This is a genomic window from Peptoniphilus genitalis, assembly GCF_023614525.1.
GTDB lineage: Bacteria > Bacillota > Clostridia > Tissierellales > Peptoniphilaceae > Peptoniphilus_A > Peptoniphilus_A genitalis.
Map to the genome: position 1 here is coordinate 1201478 of NZ_CP097885.1, position 19984 is coordinate 1221461.

At 38.4% G+C, this 19984-nt stretch carries 4 protein-coding genes; all 4 read left to right on the forward strand.

Annotated elements, in window-relative coordinates; translation table 11 throughout:
* Window positions 1–155 precede the first annotated feature (155 nt).
* The 4 genes from M9426_RS05685 to M9426_RS05700 all read left to right on the forward strand — a co-directional run bounded on the left by M9426_RS05685 (window position 156) and on the right by M9426_RS05700 (window position 19523).
* Complete coding sequence (locus tag M9426_RS05685; RefSeq protein ID WP_250341605.1) at window positions 156–2276, forward strand: efflux RND transporter periplasmic adaptor subunit; 2121 nt, start codon at window positions 156–158, stop codon at window positions 2274–2276.
* Window positions 2273–2956, forward strand: a complete 684-nt coding sequence (locus M9426_RS05690) for an ABC transporter ATP-binding protein (protein WP_250341606.1) — start codon at window positions 2273–2275, stop codon at window positions 2954–2956. Before M9426_RS05685 ends, M9426_RS05690 begins: the two co-directional genes overlap by 4 nt.
* Window positions 2956–4209 carry an ABC transporter permease gene (locus tag M9426_RS05695; protein WP_250341607.1) on the forward strand — a complete coding sequence of 418 codons (1254 nt, stop codon included), beginning with the start codon at window positions 2956–2958 and terminating at the stop codon, window positions 4207–4209. Before M9426_RS05690 ends, M9426_RS05695 begins: the two co-directional genes overlap by 1 nt.
* Window positions 4210–5342: 1133 nt before the next feature.
* Window positions 5343–19523: a SpaA isopeptide-forming pilin-related protein gene (locus M9426_RS05700; protein WP_250341608.1), complete on the forward strand. Its 14181-nt coding sequence runs from the start codon at window positions 5343–5345 to the stop codon at window positions 19521–19523.
* Window positions 19524–19984: the final 461 nt, after the last annotated feature.

Below are 19984 nucleotides of genomic sequence, written 5' to 3' on the forward strand. Positions count from 1 at the left end.
TTCTTAACTCTAGCTTTACTCCCTTTATTTTATAATTAAGCTAAGCCTTCTTTCAAGGAAATTTAGACAAATCTTAATAAATTTGAAAGATTTTGCAGTTCTTTACTATTGTAATTCTAGAAAAGCTTACTATATAATTAAGCTTGGAGGTAGAGATGAAAAAATTTTACACAAAAGCAAAAAATACCATACTTAAAAATAGAAGAAATAAAATCTTAGCAGGAGGAGGACTTGCCCTCGTCCTTGCTCTTGCCATTGTGCCAAAAATTGCTGGACTTGGTGGAGGAAAGGCAGAAACAATTTCTGAAAACCAAGTTGTCACATTGAAGAAGGGGAGCCTCACAAACTCCGTCAGCGAAAAGGGAAAGGTAGTTCCATCAAACTCAGTAGAAGTATTCTCTGAAAAGGCCCTGCCAGTCACTGAAATAAATGTAAAAGTTGGCGACAAGGTGAAAAAAGGCGACATAATTGCCAAGCTTGACTCATCAAGTATAGAGCAACAGTTGAAGTCAAGGAAGGCACAAAAGGCAGCCACAGACAAAAACCTTTCGGCACAAATTTCTGCTGCCAAGAAGAGACTTTCTGAAGCCCTATCAGGTCAAAAGACTGGCAAAAACTCTGCCCTTGTTGCTGCAGAGACATCCCTAACCCAAGCCATGGACCAATACCTTGCTGCAGAGAAGTCCTACAATGACTTCAAGAGGAGCATCGACGAGAGATACAACCAAGGTCTTGTGGCAGAAAAGGGGTCAAGGGAAAGTCTTGCCTACCAAGAAGAAGCAACTGACCTAAGATACAAGCAATTGCTAGATGACATAAACAAGAATAGGGACAAGATTTCTGAAAATAAGTCCCTTGCATCTGGTGCATCTAGGTCCAAGGACTATCTCCAAGCAGACTTAGACAATGCCAAGAGGAGACTTACTGAGATTGGAATTGAAATCTCTGAAAAGCAGGCAGAAATGACTGAAAAACAAGGGCAACTTGTTGGCGGTGAAAAGCAAAATATCCAAAGCCTGCCTAAAAATAATAATTCAAATTCAGAAAAAAAGAGCATAAACGCAGGCACACTTGAAAGTAAAATTGTAGAAAGCACTACAGTGGGAGAAAACCCAGATACTAAAAAGATCCAAAATGAAATAGAAAACCTAAAAAATAAAATCAAGAGCCTAACAAGAGAACAGGCAGAAACAGAAATCCTAATTGGAAAAATTTCTGAAGACCTAGCCACTGCCAAGGCTGATGAACAAAAATACCAAGCCGAAGCTGAAGCCCTAGAAAAAGAAGTGGAAGGCCAAGCAAAACAAGTTGAATCCACAGGCCTTGAAGTGAAAAAGGCAAAGGAAGACCTCTACGCTGATGCCGACAAGGCATTAAAGGCGAGAAAGTCTCGTGATGACGAATTAAAAACTTTGGCACAAAATCTTGAAACAGCAAAGAACAACTACGAAAGTGCCAAGAAAAATCTTGAGTCAACAAAAATCCAAGTTGCCAACGAAATCTCTGGTCTAAGGGACAACCTAAAGACAAGTCAGGCAGGAGCCAACAATCTTGACAATGTAGAAATCGAAAACCTATCAGAAGAACTTGAAAAAGTAATGATAAAGGCACCAGCAGACGGAACTGTAACAGAAGTCCCAGCCAAGGAAGGCCAAGTACCAACAGGCTACCTTGCCAAGATCGAAACCATTGACAAGCTTAGGATAGAATCCCAAATAAAGGAATACGACAAGAACTCCATCAGCGTGGGAACACAAGTGGAAATCACATCAGACTCCCTTATGGGAGAGGTATACAAGGGCAAGGTCATCTCCATTGACCCAGCTCCAATGCCAGTATCTGAAGACAACAAGTCTGGCGAAGTATTATACAAGACTGTAATAGAAATAGATGAAGGCCAAGAAGAAAAATTTGCCCCAGGCATGACCCTTAGGATTAAATACATCATTAGCCAGGAAGAAAACACCTTCAAAGTGCCAAGTGATGCCATCTTCGAAAGAGACAATAAGTCCTATGTCCTTGCATTAAAAGACCTAGGCAAAGACAAGTACCAAATTGAAAAAGTTGAAGTGACAAGGGGGCTAGAAAATGATGCAGAAACTGCCATCAAGTCCAAAGACCTCAAGGAAGGCGACAAGATCCTTGCCACATCAGGAGGCTATGGAGAGGGCAGCCAAGTTAAACTTATGAGGGATCCAAACTCCAAAGAAAGTGATGGAGATGAAAAAAGTGTAGATGCCAGCACCGCAGAAGCCGGAGGAGTTATCATAAAATGACAGGCAAGCTTATAAAGATGGAGAACATAAAAAAGTCCTTTAACATTGGAAAAGAAAATGAATTGGAAATCCTCCACGGCATAAATTTTGAAGTAAATGATGGCGACTTTGTATCAGTTGTGGGCCAGTCAGGTTCAGGCAAGTCTACCCTAATGAACATCATTGGACTTCTTGACAGGCAGACAACAGGTTACTACGAACTCAATGGAGTTGACATCTCCACCCTAAAGGACAGCGACCTATCAGCCTACAGGTCCAAAAAAATTGGCTTCGTCTTCCAAAACTTCAACCTCATACCCAGGTCCAATGCCCTAAAAAATGTTGAACTCCCCATGACCTACGCAGGTCTAGGCAAAAAGGAAAGAGCTGAAAGGGCTGAAAGACTTCTTGAAATAGTAGAGATGAAGGACAGGATGGACCACCTACCCAACGAGCTATCAGGTGGGCAAAAGCAAAGAGTTGCCATAGCCAGGTCAATGGCAAACAACCCCGACATCATCCTGGCAGACGAGCCAACGGGAGCCTTGGACTCCAAGACTGGGAGGAATGTAATGGACCTCTTCCACAAACTCAACAAAGAGGACAAGAGGACCATAATCATCATCACCCACAACATGGAACTCGCCAAGGAAGCAGGCAGGATCTACAAGATGACTGATGGACTTTTGGAGGAGATTTAATGGATATACTAGAAACAATAAAACTCTCCCTAGAGGGACTAAGGTCCAACAAGCTCAGGTCCTTCCTCACCATGCTGGGAATAATAATTGGTATTGGGTCAGTAATCGGCATCACAACCATAGGCGATGCCCTCACCAAGTCAGTCAACAAGGCCTTTGACTCCATAGCCAACACAGCAGTCAATATTTATGTAAAGCCAAAAAACGCCGACTACGACGGAGGAGAGCTTACGGACTCCGACTACTTCTCAGAAAATATAATAAATTATTTAGAAGCTCAAAAGGGCAGGACCATTGAAGACCTAGTCTACCGTGGAGCCAGCGGCCAAGGTTTTGTCAAGGAAGGGAGAAACAAGGAAGCAGTATCCATAGTTTCCACATCAGAGGGCGAAAAAAATATTTTCAAACTCAAGATGGTTGCCGGCAGGTTTTTAAATGATGAAGACGTGGCAAGGGGCAAGTATGTTGCAGTAATTTCAGACAAGGTCCTTGAAAAAATTTACAAGGTCCCAGCGCCAGAAGCCCTAGGTCAAGAAGTGAAAATTGACGTCAATGGTAAACTTCTAGTTGCCACGATAATTGGTGTCTATGAGTACGAAGAGATGAAGGTCATGGGTCAATCCCTCAACGGAGCTAGCTCATCCCTTTACATCCCAAGGACAACGGGGGATAGAGAACTTTTGACAGAACCGAGGACATCTTACTACGACATCTCTATGACTTTAAAAAACCCTGACACCATAGAAGAAGATTCCAAGGCTCTAGTTGATGAGTTAAATGCAAAATTCTACAAGGACAACTCACGAGCAGAAGTCGCCTATTATTCAGCCAAGAGCCAAATATCACAAATGAACTCCGCCATGGGGTCCATCCAAGTTGCCATAGGAGCCATTGCAGCCATCTCCCTTTTAGTAGGTGGGATTGGGGTAATGAATATCCTCCTTGTGTCAGTAACAGAGAGGACCAGAGAAATTGGAATCAGAAAGGCCCTGGGAGCAACAAGGGGCGACATAAGAAAGCAATTTATCATAGAGTCCGTCATCATTTGCATCATCGGAGGATTCTTCGGCATCATCCTGGGAACTATAATAGGATTAATTGGGTCCAAACTTTTGGAATTCCAAACACTTCCATCCCTGGGATCAATAACAGTTGCAGTGGGCTTCTCTATGTTGATAGGAGTCTTCTTCGGCTACTACCCAGCCAACAAGGCAGCCAAGCTAGACCCAATCGAAGCCTTGAGGTATGAATAAGATGTAAGATGTTGGAAAGTTATAAAAAATTAAATAGACTATATAATAGAAGAAAAGCACTGTCGAGAGGCAGTGCTTTTTGCTTGTTTATCTACCTGCAACCATCTTCCAAAAAGAAGGAGTAAAGCGAACTTCGGTTTGGAGCAGATGTCTGCCCTTGTTGGTAGATCAGATGCTTGCTCTTGCTATAATCCAAATTTCTTAGCGAATAATTGCTAAGTCAGTCTTGACTGAATTGTAAAAAAGAGTGAAGTTGTGAATTCTTACGAAGTTAAAAAGTCTTATGGCTCTGTAAAGACTTAGGATTCGATAAAAATTTGTAACTTCGTAAAAGGCTATAAGCTTGAAGAAAAATATAAAGTCCTAAAGTTATATGAATTAAGACTTGCTTGTGACTTCATAATAAATTAAAAAGTCCTGATCAAAGACCGACCAAGAAAAACTTATATAATAGATAGAATTTGAAAATGGGTTTTTAATTTGTACTTAATTTACAAAGGAGCAAGGAAAAGGATTGGTAAAAAATTAAGATCAAAAGAAGTAGGACTTAAAAAAATTAAAATAAGAATACAAATGTTACAGGACATGTAATTTAAAAATATTACTGCCATAGAAATAAATAGAAAATTAAAATAGATGAATTTATATAAAAAAAATTTTTGTATATTACTAGGAAAAAAGATAAGCAAGAAAATAGAAAGAAATTATAAAAATAAAAAAGAAGCCCCATAGATATAGGCTAAGAAATTATAAAATCCACTAGATAGAGGAAAAAAATCGAAAAAATTTAAAATTTTACCCATGGTTAAAATTGTATAAAATAAATACAATAATTCATAACAAGATGGCACATATATTAATATTTAAATATATTTAAAATACAGGGAAAGGCTATAAATAGAGGCTATTACAAATTTATTGCAAGTTATTCATAGTGTTTATACTATTGAAGTGAGGGGGAGTATTAGTGTAAAAGCTCAACAAATGACAGAAATAAGCCTTTGTAAGAAAAGTTTTTTTATGAAATTCTATTGATATGTAATAAGCCTTGTATTACAATATATATATTATTACTAGAGAATTACATTTTTCCTAGTATAGACTTAAAATGATTGGAGAATAGGAGAAAGAAAATGGACAATATTTTTAAAAGATTTACATGCCTCTTACTGGCATTCTTAATGGTTATGGAGGTCTTTAGCCCAGTAGCAGCTTTAGCGGCAAGCTTAATAGATGAACCTGAAAGCCAGAATTCAACTAGAATAGAGGAAAACATTTCTGGAGAACTATTTAACAAACCAGCCGCAAAAGCAGAAAAGACCGATAATAGGAATAAAGAAGAAGTACATAAAAAAACTTCTAACAAAGCTAAGGATACGGGCAAGGCTCCTGACTTAATACCGGCTAAGAAAACAAAGAATGACCACGAATCAATGAATCCGGCTAAGCAAGCTAAAAATGATTATGAAATTTTAGTTCCTGCTAAAGAAAAAGCTAAGCCAGAAGCAAAAGCTGCAGAAGAAGCTAAGGCTAAAGAAGAACAAGCTGCAAAAGAAAAGGCAGAACTTGATAAGATAGAAAAAGAAAAGCAAGAAGCCCTAAGAATCGAAGCAGAAAGACAAGCACAAGCAGCAAGAGCAAACGATGCAGAAGCCGCAGCAGCCGAAGCCGAATACAGAGATGCTCATCAAAAGAGGCTAGAGCTTGAACAACTACTAGAAGAAAAATTAAAAGAAAAAGGTCTAAGAGACCAAAAGAAACAATCAGAAAAAAGTCTAAACGCGGAAGAATCAAATAAATTAAAAAATACAAATAAAGAAGAAATCACAGAAGAGGAAGAAGAAGGATTCCTAGACAAGGTAAAGAACTTCTTCACAGGCGATGCCGACATCGCTCGTATGAAGGCAGAGTTCAGAGCGCAAATCCCAACAGAACAAAATCAAGAAGAAATTGATGCTGGACTTATTATGGTTCAACCTTTTGACAAGCAAGAGGAAGAAGCACCAAAGAGAGCATCCTTCAGGTCTGCCTTTAGATCAATGGCATTCTGGATAGATAATTCAGAAGAAGATGAAAACTCAGGATTAGAAATATCTGATGAAGAGCTTCCAGGTGCAGTTGGAGCAGGTAGAGAGTTAACAGATCAAGAAAAGACAAACTTGGCAAATAAAAAGTTCACTGTCATGACAAGATTTGAGACATCAAATGTACTTGGACCAATTCAACCAGGTCAATTCTTTAATATTCACCTAGATAAGAAGCTTACAGTTAAAGATCCATCTAGCCTAGAACCAGTTAGATATAATGGTGAAATTATAGCAAGCCCAACTTATAATGCAAAAGATAATATTATTGAATATAAGATAGTAAAAGAAATACCAAACAATATAAAAGTTCCACTAAATATTCCTGTGGATTACAATACATCTAACATTACATTGGATAATAATGGCGAATTTGTTGTAACTAACAGAGTATCAGGACTTGGAGTAAAAGCACCAAAAGACCTAATACCACAAAAGGTTGACAAAAATGGTAATCTTGCAGGATCAATTATTGAGCCAGGCAGGGGAGATGTACCAGAACTTATAGAGGCAGATGACAAATCTTACAAGGTAGATATGGATGCTTACGGAACTCCAGATGTAGTAGATGGAGTCCTAAAAGGATTTAACTGGACAGCCCAAGTTATGTCAACTAGAAATCTAAATGGAATAGACTTTAGTGTTAACTTTACAACAGTAAAGGGATCTGGACTTGGTAAAATAGAAAAACTCGCAATAGATGGTATTTCTATAAACCCAGAAAGCAATAATTTAACTGGCAAACTTGGTATAGAAGACTCAGTCCACTATAAACCAGCGCAAAAAGATGGTAATAAATTCACTTATACTTTCTATACACCGGTAACAGAAAAACAAGAAACCTATATGTTGGATATTAACGCAGTTGCCAATGGAAAGGTAGGAGCTAAGAGAATAGTAGGTACCCAAGGATATCCTAGAGATAAGGTCGCAGATGCTACACCAAATCGTGTAGGTATGAACAACAGGACTTCTATCCTTGGTGAATTTGCAAAATCAAACCAAGCTAAGTGGACAGTAACAGATCAAGTCTCAACAGGTGATGATGGAAAACTACCATTAGCTTCAAGACAATTGAGCGGAAATCAAACTCTAAATTCAGGTCAAGTTGCTGTCTATGGAATAGATAAAGAAACAGGCAAGATGGTTCAAATTGGTACTGTGGAAAATCTTGGCGCAATTCCAACAGAAGGGACAACTCCAAGTCCAGAAAAACCAGTAGGAACAATAGCAGCCTACGAATATACAACAAACATCACAGAAGATAAAAATCCACTAACACTAGGTGGAGTTGCAATATCTAAGTACGAAGACCTATCCATAGACCAAAACTGGGGACTTGATACTGGTGCAAAAATGCCAGCTCAAACTATTAAGGCTGTAGATGCTGGTGGAAATGAACTAGGAAAAGTTGATGTTTCAGCAGCAAAAAATGATTCATCTACAAGAAGGATAACAATCCCTAATGTAAAAGTATGGACTATCGCTGATGATGGAAAAGCAACCAAGGTTCAACCGAAAGTTGTTCAAGACCTACCAAAAGAAGATACAATAGATGGAAAGAATTTCCAATATCTTGAAAACTATAATTACTACGAGCCTAGCAGACACGAATATTATGTTCACAACAGGGCAGTAGCAAAAACTCAAAAGAAATTTGGTAAATTTATTCTTAACAAGACTGACGCTGATGGTAATCCACTAGAAGGTGCAACTTTTAGACTTTTCCCAGGCCCAGAAGTCCTAACAGATAAAGATGGTAAAGCGACATTCTCTAATGTTGAGCCAGGAACTTATACCCTTATGGAAGTTAAGGCACCAGCAGGCTACAAGCCAGCTGATGACACTACAATTGTCGTAGACGATAATGGTGTAGTAAGAGCAGCAGGTGATGATGCCAGTCAAGAAGACGACAAGACAGCAACTAAATACTACGAAGATGATAGATATCCAGCCTTCATGAACGTTAAGTCCTATGCAAAAGGTAAAAAAGACGATACCATGACTACCTATATCTACCTAAAACCAACTAAAGGTGGCGGAACTAACCAAAACACTAGATTAGATATAGTTGGTTATGATAATAACAATGGACTAAGCGTTGAAGTATTTGATGTAAGCCCAGGCCAAAGGGATGCAGTATCTGAAGCTATGGACCTACAAAATAGTCCAGAGAAAAAGGCTGGCGGCAATGTTCTAGGATCAGTCCATAGAAATGCCATTACAGGCGGCCCAAACACATTTGATTCATTTACACAAAGAACAGGTTACCAAATCAAATTCCCATACCAAAGATTTGATGGAGACTGGGGCTTCCTTGTAAAAATAACAGGAAGAAACAATTCTTCTGATGGGACAGTATCTTATGACTGGCTAACAGAAAACAACCCAGGAAACAACGCCAAGATTCAAAAAGCAATTTACCCAGTTGACCCAAGTAAAACGTCAAGCAATACAGGCGGTTCTGCAGGCAAAACAAAAGACACTATAGTAACTATTAAAAATGAAAAGTTTAAAACTTCACCAATTGAAGTTACTAAGGTAACAACTGACAAGGAAAAACTTGGAAAGGCAACTTTCGTTCTAAAGGATTCAGATAACAATATCCTAAAGACAGTAACTTCTATTAGTACTGAAGGCGAGGACAAAGGTAAGGTAAACTTTGGACAAATGCCTCCAGGACACTATGTAATAGAAGAAGTTGCAAGTCCTGATGGCTATATTGAGTCACAATTAGTATTTGACGTAGTAGTGGATAATGCCAACCAAGTAACTTACTCAGCTAGATTCAAGGATGGCAAGGGTACACCTGTCCAAGGTGTAGACTACTGGATAGAAAACGAAGAAATAGCTGATGAAGACACTAGAGTCCCAGTTACAACTGTTAATCAAAAGATGTATATCAGTGAAAACAACCCAGGTGAAATAGGTACCCAAGACGGAGTATGGGAAGCCTACCGTTATGAGTCTCTAAATTACGAGGCAAAAATAACTACAAGTAAAGCCAAACCAGGTGGTAGACTAACTATCCAGTTTGACCCTAACCTAGATTTCACTCAATATGTAAACGAAATACCAAAGATTATAGATAATGGCGAAGTTATAGCAAAACCATATTTTAACTATGACTCTAACACCCTAACTTATGTCTTCACCGATAAGGCAAAGGGAGGAAAGCTTAACTTTAACTTAAAAATAGTTGGTATAATCCCATCTAAGTTCTATGCTAAGAACTCAGGAACTTACTACTTCACAAACGTAGTTGCGCCAGGACAAAAAAATGTACAGGGAAATCAAAAAGATGAAAATATTGAAATAAAAGCCTTCTACGATGACTACGACTCAGCTAGAGATGGATCCCAACCAACACAAATGTACTACTTTAGAGACGTATACAAGGAAGGCGACCAATGGTATGTAAAAGCACTAGCTTACTATAACCCAAAGGCCAATGCCCAAGGTAGCCGTAGAAACGCTAGAACCCTATCATTTAACTGGATGACTACAGACTGGTTCCCTAATAAGCAAATAGCTAGGTGGGAAGGCTACGGACAAAAACCAGCCTATGAACTTGATGACCTAAAGGTTTATAGAGTCCTTCCAGTACCAACAGGGTTTAAAAACTTTGTGACTAATGAGCCAAATATGCCTAGGTCCATGGGTATCATTCCAGAAAATGACCCAAATACCTACAACTTAGTTTATAGTCAAAAAATAAAACCAAATGAAAGCTTATACGACAGACAAGGTAATATATCTGTAACTTATGACCCATCTAAGATAATATCATCTGGTGGCGTAAATACATCTTTACCATTATCTGTCTCAATGCCACAAATATCTTCTGCCAACGAAGGTTATGTAATTGAACAAACCTTCAAGGTAACGGACTTAGATAAATTTAGGTCGAAATTTAGAACCTTCTATATGACAAACGGCAACCTAGAGTCTGCCTTTGCATCCAAGGTAAACCTAAACGAATCAGCAGCTTCACAAGCTGGCAAGGAAATTCCAAAGTACTACAAGCAAAAGATAATGATGGCAAACGAAAAGTATGTACCAGCTAAGTTTTCTATCAAGAAGTTCAGTGAAGCTGATAAGAAGCTACTAGCAGGGGCAGTATTTACTTTAACTGATAAATCGGGCAAGGCAGTATCAAGGACTACAGGTACAGATGGTATCTTAACCTTTGATAACCTAAAGCCAGGAGAATATACACTTAAGGAAACGACAGCACCAAAAGACTATAACCTAGTAGAAAAAACATGGAATATTAACGTGTCCAAGGATGGTTATGTAACCATCAGAGAAATAAGCTTTGACGGTCAAGGAGACTACCTAGTAGGAGATAATCTAACTCTTGATGTATCCAACAGACCTAGTGGAACAGACTTTAAGGTCTACAAAAAAGACGACACTAACCAACCACTTCAAGGAGCAGAATTTACGCTAACTAAGGATGGAGCTTTGGTTAAGAAAGTAAAATCCGACCCTAACGGTGTAGTAAGCTTTGAAAAGCTATCTAAAGGAACGTATATATTAGAAGAAACTAATCCGCCAGCGGGCTTTAAAAAGCTTGACAAAAAATGGGTAGTAGAAGTAGGCGATAATAACAAGGCCAAAGTCTACGAATATAAAGACCCTGATGCTACAAGGCCACCAGAAAAAGAAAACACTGATGCGACTAAATCTTTGTTTGGCAAAGATGGAACAAAATGGGTCGACGTGGCCCACAGACCTCTTACAGGTTGGAGTCTAGATGACAACAGATGGGGTGGCTATACAGGTAATAACCATCAACCATACAAAATGGGTACTAGGATCCTTGGTATCAATAAGGGCCAAAAATATGTAATCCAAAGATATGTTATTAATCCAGAAGGCGGAGCGATGGATCTTAACTCTGCGGTAATCCACAGAGAAAAACCACAATACAACAATATGACCTGGTATGCAGGAAATGAAGAAATAAAAGCCTTTATTTTAGACAAACCAGTAACAGGAAATGTTGAAGATATTAGACTACAAGACTTTGGAATAACTGAATTAAATATCGGTGGACTAAATCCAGATATTACAACAGGGAAAGTTCAATATTCTGGTGGACAAAATAGGCTAAGCCTACAATTTACTGATAATGGTAAGACTAAGATTGGCAACCATCCTATAGTAATAGATGTCAAAGTACCATACGACTCTCCAAATGCTGGAGTAGGTACAGGTATGGACCTTTACGCTGATGGAACAGTTTACTGGAAGTCTTACTACTACGAATCAGTATCCTATATAGTAGAAGGAAAGGACGTAAAAGAGAAACAAGACGACCCTGCAACACCAAACATCAAGGGTGACCATGTATCTGATGGTTCCTTAGACGTTACCAACGAAAGAGAAAGACACAACTTCAAATTCAAAAAGGTAGACCAAGATAAGGATACTGATGCAGTAACAGGAGCAACATTTAAACTCCAAGGACCAAAAATAGATGATAATAATCTAGGAGATGAGTTCTGGGCTCATTCAGGAACAGATGGTATTGTTAACTTTGACAACCTAGTTCCAGGTGTTTACAAACTTACAGAAACAGGGCCAGCCCAAGGTTATGAACCATCTCATACAGACTGGACAGTCTTTGTTAAAAAAGACGGGAAGGTCTATATTAGAGATAACAACTCTAGCACAGGAGGACAAACTAATCCTGATACTCAATGGCAAAAGGTAAGTCCAAATGGAAAAGAAATAAACAAGACCTTTGCAAACTTACCAAACAACCCACCAAAGGTTGCTACTCAAATAGTTGAAGTAAATAAAAAACTCAACAAGTTTAGACAGGTCTTTATCATAAATGGTAATCCAGAAGACTTGAAGAACACATACTTTGAACTACATGCACAAGAAGAAAAAAGGAGCCTAAATGATACTAATGTAAGGATAGTATCTCTAAAGGAAATCGGGGCAAACTATAAACCAGCTGACATCAAAAATCCTGGCACAGCTGTGACCTACGGAAAGGAAATCATAAACAGAAACGGCTTTGAAAGATTAAGGATAAAACCAAATGTAGCAGGTCCAGAGCACAGACTTGCCCTAACTATAGAAGGAGATATTCCATACTCAGGTACTATTGGTACAGGACTAGACTTCTACAACTATGGTTCTTATGACCAAAATAACAAATACAATGGTAACCATTACTGGGCAGCAGAAAGCTATAAAACATTAGCAGACATGACACTTCTAGCTGCAGACCCATCATCAACAGGCAAATCAAGGTCAGTCTATGTAGGTGATGCTTTAGCAAGTACATCTGCGAGAGCATCTCTATACACTGCAAAGGCGCAAGAAGTAAACGTAGCAAATGCATTGTTAAAACCAGAGTTGGTAACAAGCCCATCATCTGTTGTAGATAACATAGCTATGGCAAATGCTAAGAGAAACATCATAAAACTTGCTAACGAAGAAGCTCTAGCTACAAGTGGTTTAGAAATGAGTAATAATTTAGTTAGTGCCCCAGTAGGAGCAGGGCAAGATTGGGAAGCTGTTGATCCTAACAATTCAGATTCACCAACAACAAGAAACGATAATCCTGAGAAAATTCAAACTAAGATAACTGATATTAACAAAAACGATGGTAAGATTAGGCAAGTTTTCCTAGTAAACAAAGAAAACATTAAGATGATTAAGGCAAGACTTGATTTTCACGCTCAGCCTAAAAACATGAATGTTATTGGGCCGGGAGTTAATGCAAATAACTATCCAGTAAATCTTAATATAGTTAGTGTAAGACCAGTGTCTACAAACTCAACATTAGATAATCCAAATTACACTGGTGGAGAACTTCCATATAAAAGTGCAAACTACAATGAATTAACTTACTGGAGAAACCAATTAACATTAGACAATAATAACTATCAAAGTCCTTTTGTTGTTGTAGTAGAGTTTGAATATCAAAAATCAGGTGCTATAGGATTAGGTGCAGATTACCAACCTAATCGTGGAGATGCAAATAAAAAGTATTGGGCTGCTGAATCTTATACAACTGGACCAGCAGGTATTAACAAAAACCAACCAAAGATAACTTATGAATACGGCTCTGAATCCACAGAAATTCCAATAGTAGATTACTCCAATGACCCTTCAAAATATGTTAAAGACCCTAACCTTGAAAAAGGAAAATACAGAATTGAAGAAGGTACGATAGGAAACAAGAGAACCTATTATAAATATGAATTAAAAGATGGAGTTCGTACTGGAAATAAGGAAATTGATACTAGCAAAGGTACAAATGGTATTACTATAATAAACGAAATGGTACCAAAGCTTAGATATATTGGTACAAAAGATGTAGCTTCCTCAACAGTAACAATAACTTTTGATGGAAATGGTGGAAAGTGGCACATGGATCCTCAAACTGTAACCAAAGGCTTAGAGTATGAATTACCAGGATGCTCATTTGTAGCGCCAGATAATACTAAAGAATTTGATGCATGGTTAGTAGGTGGAGTGAGAAAAAATCCAGGAGATAAGATTACAGTAAATGACAATATTATTGTCAAAGCTATTTGGAAAGATAAAGCTGCCCCACAACCAATAGAATACACAATAACATCTTACAGCGATGCAAATGGAAATTCTGTTACAGCTAATCTAGCTAAAGCTACTAAAGATACAAAAGTTGATTTGACAGTAACAGCAAACAGCAATTACTCTTTAGCAACTATTTGGATAGAGGACGAATCTGGTCAAAAAATTCAAGATGTCATTAATAACACCTTTAATATGCCAGAGAAAAATGTCCACATTAAAGCGACATTTAAACCAAAACAACAAGTTAAATCTTTCTATGTAGGAAGTGAACCACATGGTTGGGGTAATGTTACTGTAGATCCTACAGAATCTAGAAATCAATATGCTAAAGTAGGAGAAAAAGTCACTTTCACCCTAAATCCATACACAGGATACAAGGCTACTGGAGCAACAGTAACAAAGAATAAAGGCGGACTAATAGATGTACAATTTGATCCATCTACAAATAAGGGCTATTTCATAATGCCTGATATTAGCCCATCTGATGCTGTAACTGTTCGTGGTGTCTTTAAAGAAATCCCAGCAGGAACAAGGGAAGAAAAATATACTTCTACAGAAAAAATACCATTTAAAGTAGAAAAAACTGTAGACCCTAATCTTGCTCCAGGTGAGAAAAAAGTAGACCAAGCGGGTAAAGAAGGTAGCGTAACTTATAACTACACTATCTCAATCGAAAAGGGAACTGCTCCAGATGCAGCCTACCCAGCAGATTGGCCACAAGACCTACTAGCAACCTTTCAAGCAATGAAGCAACCTGGCGATAGGATTGCAGCCTATGCTAGAACAGAAGTAGAAGGTTCAAGAATAGGACCAACTACAGAAAAGGTTCGTGTTGGTAAGTCTAATGACCCAATCGATAGCTATGAACCACAACCTGGTGACATTGAAGTTCCAGCTGATGATGCAGCAGAGATTATAAAGATTCCTAACAAGAAGCAAGGTTTCGTTACAAAGCTATTTAAGAGAAATGCCATAGGCAGACCTCTTGAAGGAGCAACGTTCAGTGTCAATAAGATGACAGATGACACTTACAAGACAAGGGACAAGTCCTTTGCACCAGCAATAGGAACATCAGACAAAGATGGAAATATAACCTTCACAGACCAAGCTGGAAACCCTATAGCCCTTAAACCAGGATACTACACTCTAACAGAGGACAAGGCTCCTACAGGCTACAAGAAAATTACAGCTGACTGGAAGATTCAAGTTAAAGACGACGGCGGACGTGTCTATGCAGTCTACAAGGGACCATCTGACACACCATCAAGTCTAGTAAATGATAATAAAAAGGCCAATGCTGGAGATAAGATTGAAAAAAACATTACAGTCAAGTCAAGGCTAACTGATATTAACCCAGAAAATAAGACATTTGTACAAAGAATCTATATAGATACTAGAAACCATTCTGGAATCCTTAACGTTCAAATCACTCCAGAGCACAAGAGAGAGGAAATTGACAGACCAGGACTACCACCAGTAACTATAAAAGAAGGGGTTAAGACAGCTTATAGATCAACTTATAAGATTTCTAACGCAGCTACAAATAAGGATATAAGTGATGGAAACTTTGACCATATCCTAAGGACCTACGACCTTTCTGGTGATGACGTGTCCATGGTTAACACAGCAAGGTGGAGACCATTTGACTGGGGCTTTGACGAAGACCAACTTAACCTAGAACCTGGAGTTTATATAGTAGAAGTTGAAGGTTACTATGACGACTCTATAATCGATAAAAGAGTTACAAACGAAGTAAAGATAGACGAAAATTATAAATTCCTAAATAAGGAAGGAAAGAAAGATTATGATAGCGAAGGCAAGGATGTAACTAAGCCTACGCTAAAAGACCCTTACGATAGGACAGACATTGATACGGATGACCTAGCTAAGCTTGACCTCCACGTAGACCTATATGAAGGCAAGAGAGAGTTTAAGCAACTTAAGTTGGATAAAAATGGAAACAAAACTTATGAAGTTGTTGACAAAGGCTCCTACCAAGGTGGTGCTGATCAAGTAACTAATTATGTAAAGAGCAAAAATGGTGAAGACGCAGCTAAGGAATGGTCAGGAACCCAAGACCCTAAGACAAAATACGCAAACTTTGTAGGCAAAAAAGTTGTTTATAATGGAAAAACTTATGTAACTGGTAAAGTTGATCCAGCATTAGGTGAACCATACCTACACGCTGACACATCTATAAACTTAAAACCAATTTACGACTCAACCCATGAACAAGAGTTACCTAAAGAAGGTATGGAAATCATAAACGATGAAGAAACTTATAATATTACCTTCTCTAAGCATGGTAAAGATGACCCTAATTGGAAGGATAATGGAAAGGAAGTTACAGAAAACAGACTTGAAGGCGCAATTTTTAAACTTCAAGAACTAGCACCAGGTGGTTATATAGACAAGCCAGGTACATTTGTATCTTCAGCCTTTAACGGTTACTTCGGTTTCAGGGGATTGCCACCAGGTCGTTACAGACTAATGGAAGTAAAAGCACCAGCAGGCTACAAACCAATTAAAGATCCTATTCTTTATATGACTATCAAATACACAGGTGACATAGTAGATGGTAAGACTGGAGAAATCACACCAGGCAGAGGTCTTGTAACCCTAGAGTATAACAAAAATGCCAACGGCATCATCAAGTATGCTCCAGATGAACACGCAACGGTTCAAGATGGTAAGCTAGTTGACTATGTAACATCAGCCACTGCCAAGAACATGGGTAAGATTATTAACGAAAAACCTGGCAAGGGTGCAGTAACCATTAATAAAAAAGATGGATTAAATAATGCGCTTGAAGGAGCAAACTTTAAGCTAACTAGGTTATCTAGTAAACTTCAAAAAGATCCAACTAAGCCAGAAGAAGGAAATGCTGGTGTATCCTATAGTAAAGAATCAGGTAAAGATGGTGTTGTAAAATTCGAAGAACTACCAATTGGTAACTATCTACTAGAAGAAACTAAATCTCCAGACGGCTACCAAAACAAGGGACAAAAATGGTACTTTACCGTAGGTGGTAAGGGCCTTGACCCATACGCTGGCCCAGTAACAGAAAAGGGGCAAGACCGAACAAGCTCAATTTCAATTGCTAATCAGGTAATAGAAGTAGTAAAACCAAATGCAGATGACAAAAAACAAGAAGGAATTATCAAGCCAAACTCAGCCCACGTTCTAAGCATAAAGAGTAAATTTAAGCTAGATGATGGCATGGATATAAAACCAGGTGACTACTTCAAAGTTAAACTATCAGACTATATGGACCTAAAGGGAATCTATGACAAAGAACTTATCGATGGTCTAGATATCTTTGCAGAAGGTATAGGAACTATTGCCAAGGCAGATTATGACTATGACAATGGTATAATCACTTATACATTCACAGACTATGCAAACACTTATGACCTTAAGAACTTTGAAACAAGTCTAACAGGCCATATAAGAACGGATAAGCTAAAATATTCAGCAAAAAATGTACCAGTTGGTATAAAGATGATTAGTGATCCAGACATTGAATTTGGAAAGATCAACGTAGTTTATGAACTTGACACAGCATCTCACACAGATGACTGGGGTAATAACCTAAATATCGCAAGTAAGATTACAAAGTTTAATCCACAAACTGGTGAATTTGAGCACATCATCTATCTAAATAGAGAACAAAACTTCTCTAATGCTGCAACTTTGGTTTATAAACCAGGAACAGATGTAGTTAATCTCCATGTAGAGGAGTTCAAGATAGAAGAAAAATGGACACGAAGTCAATATAGAACAGATAATATTAACTTATTGATGCCACCATCATTCTATGTAAAGCCAAATAACACGGACTTTAGAAAACCAACTGATGATAAATACTCACGTATTGTAAATGATGCCAACCCAGCTGAACTAAACTACAACACAGGCGACCTAAACTGGGACGACACTTATATTATTAGAGTCACTGGTCAGATTGCAGAAGGCAAAGACAGGTCCTATTACAATCCAAAGGTAAGAATAGACGCTAATAACTATCCAGTATGGTCAGCTAGGGAAGACTATGTTTATGAACAATGGAATAAGAATCTAGCAGAAGGTAAGATGGAAGTAACAGCCATCAACCCTAAGAATGAAATAACCTTCAAGAAGTTAGACCAAGCAGGAGAAATCCTTCCAGGTGCTACATTTAAACTTGTTAAGTATAATGAAGACACCCAAAAATGGGATGATGTTACAGATACTGAAGGAAAAACTATTACAAAAACTTCTGGCCAAGACGGTTTAATTAAGTACGAAAAACTTGCACCAGGCAAGTATGGTCTTGTAGAAACTGCAGCTCCTGAAGGCTACAGTCCAATTGAAGGCCACGCTGCTGAATTTACAGTTGGTGATGATGGTGTAATCACAAGGAAGGTTAAAAAACCTAAGGATCAAACTCCTGTAGGAGAAAAACCAGGAGAAAAACCGAAAGCGGGAGAATCTCCTATTAATCCAGCAGGTGAAAATCAAGGTGCAGATCCGGGAGCTACTCCAGAAAAACCAAAAGAAACAAATGTTGAATTGGTTACAGTAGATGAACCAGTAGGAAATGGTCCAATTAATATCATCAACTACAAGGACATTGAATTTGTAAAGGTAGACGCAGAAGATAAAAATGTATTTCTAAAGGGTGCAGAGTTTGAAGTCTACAAAAAAGATGATAAGGGCAACTACCAACCAGTCAAGGAAACAAAAACTAAAAAGGCAGAAGATGGAAGCGAAACTACTGAACAAGTAACCATGACAGTAACTTCTGACGAAAATGGTAAGTTTAAGCCAAAAATTAACAAACCAGGAGACTATGCACTTAAGGAAACCAAGGCACCAGAGGGATACTCTAAGATGCCAGGCTGGATTAGGGAATTTAGACTTGCAGATGGTAAGCTCTACACTCTAGAAAAAGATCCAATTAAGGCATCTCATACAGATAGCACTGGTGGTATGATAACTAGTGAAGTTTTAACAGTTGATAAGGATAAGAGAACATTCACACAAAGAATTGTAATAAATCCAAACCACAAGGATTTCACAATACCAAACTTCCAATCTTATCTAAGAATCTTTGAAAATGGTTGGTCAATCACACCAAAAGCTGATGGCGAAAATAAAGGTGGAAAGATTAAGGTAGCTTTGATAGGAAAAGATAGCACTAAGAAAATATCTGACCTAAAAGACAAAGACTTTACTAAAGAATATAGTCCAGTAATCTACAAGCCTGAAGCCGGCAACACTAGATCAGCTTACAGCCTAAAGGAAATTACAGGAAATGGACAAAAAGATGGTCAAGTTATAACCACTGATACTATAGTAGTAGAATACACTGGTGCTCTAGCTCAAGGTAAGACAAAGGTAGACCAAAAGGCAGAAGTAATCCTTAACTACTCAATAACAGACCAAGTTGACTACAGTCTAGATTGGACAGTCTTAACAGAAAACAAGTCAGTCTACGATGAATATGACCTAACAAAAGCAGTTGAGGTTGAAAACCGTAAGGCGGAATATCCGCACACTGGTGGTATGGGTACGTTGATCTTTACTCTTGCGGGGCTTGTGCTTATGAGTGCGGCAGCTTATGTTTACAGCAGGAAGAGGGGTGTGTCTTATGATGATTAAAATTACGGACAAGAAGAGGCACCCTCCGTAAAGTGCTTGTTGTGCAAGTCAAAATCAATGTTAAAAATGAATAGGGAGTGTGGAGGGAAGCCGAGTTGGCTCGCCCCTTGGGATGGGCCACTCACATCACTCTCTCATTCATACATTTAGTCTGGCGATGCCAGAGACCTAGTCGATTCTCATTGAAGGACAAATGAGGTTGACGGGGAAGGAGCCGAGGGGCAAGCTTTTATAAGGAAGCAAGTGCCAAGGGCGAGTCTTCCAAGAGGAAGGCTACAAATAATAAGGATGAAGTGCAGACATGACGCAGGCTCAAGGGGCAGGTGGATGGAAGGCTTCAAGGCTTATTAGATAACCTGAAAGGGTTTATGTTTTAGGGGTTTGGTCCTCATGGACTGGGCTAGTCTAAGACAAAAATAATTGCTCAAGGGCAAGTAAGTTATGGTAATAATTTACTGTTG

What these genes read in the sequence shown, in the direction of transcription:
- M9426_RS05700 (WP_250341608.1), top strand. Translation starts at nt 5,343, where the DNA reads ATGGACAATATTTTTAAAAGATTTACATGCCTCTTACTGGCATTCTTA.
- M9426_RS05695 (WP_250341607.1), top strand. Translation starts at nt 2,956, where the DNA reads ATGGATATACTAGAAACAATAAAACTCTCCCTAGAGGGACTAAGGTCC.
- M9426_RS05690 (WP_250341606.1), top strand. Translation starts at nt 2,273, where the DNA reads ATGACAGGCAAGCTTATAAAGATGGAGAACATAAAAAAGTCCTTTAAC.
- M9426_RS05685 (WP_250341605.1), top strand. Translation starts at nt 156, where the DNA reads ATGAAAAAATTTTACACAAAAGCAAAAAATACCATACTTAAAAATAGA.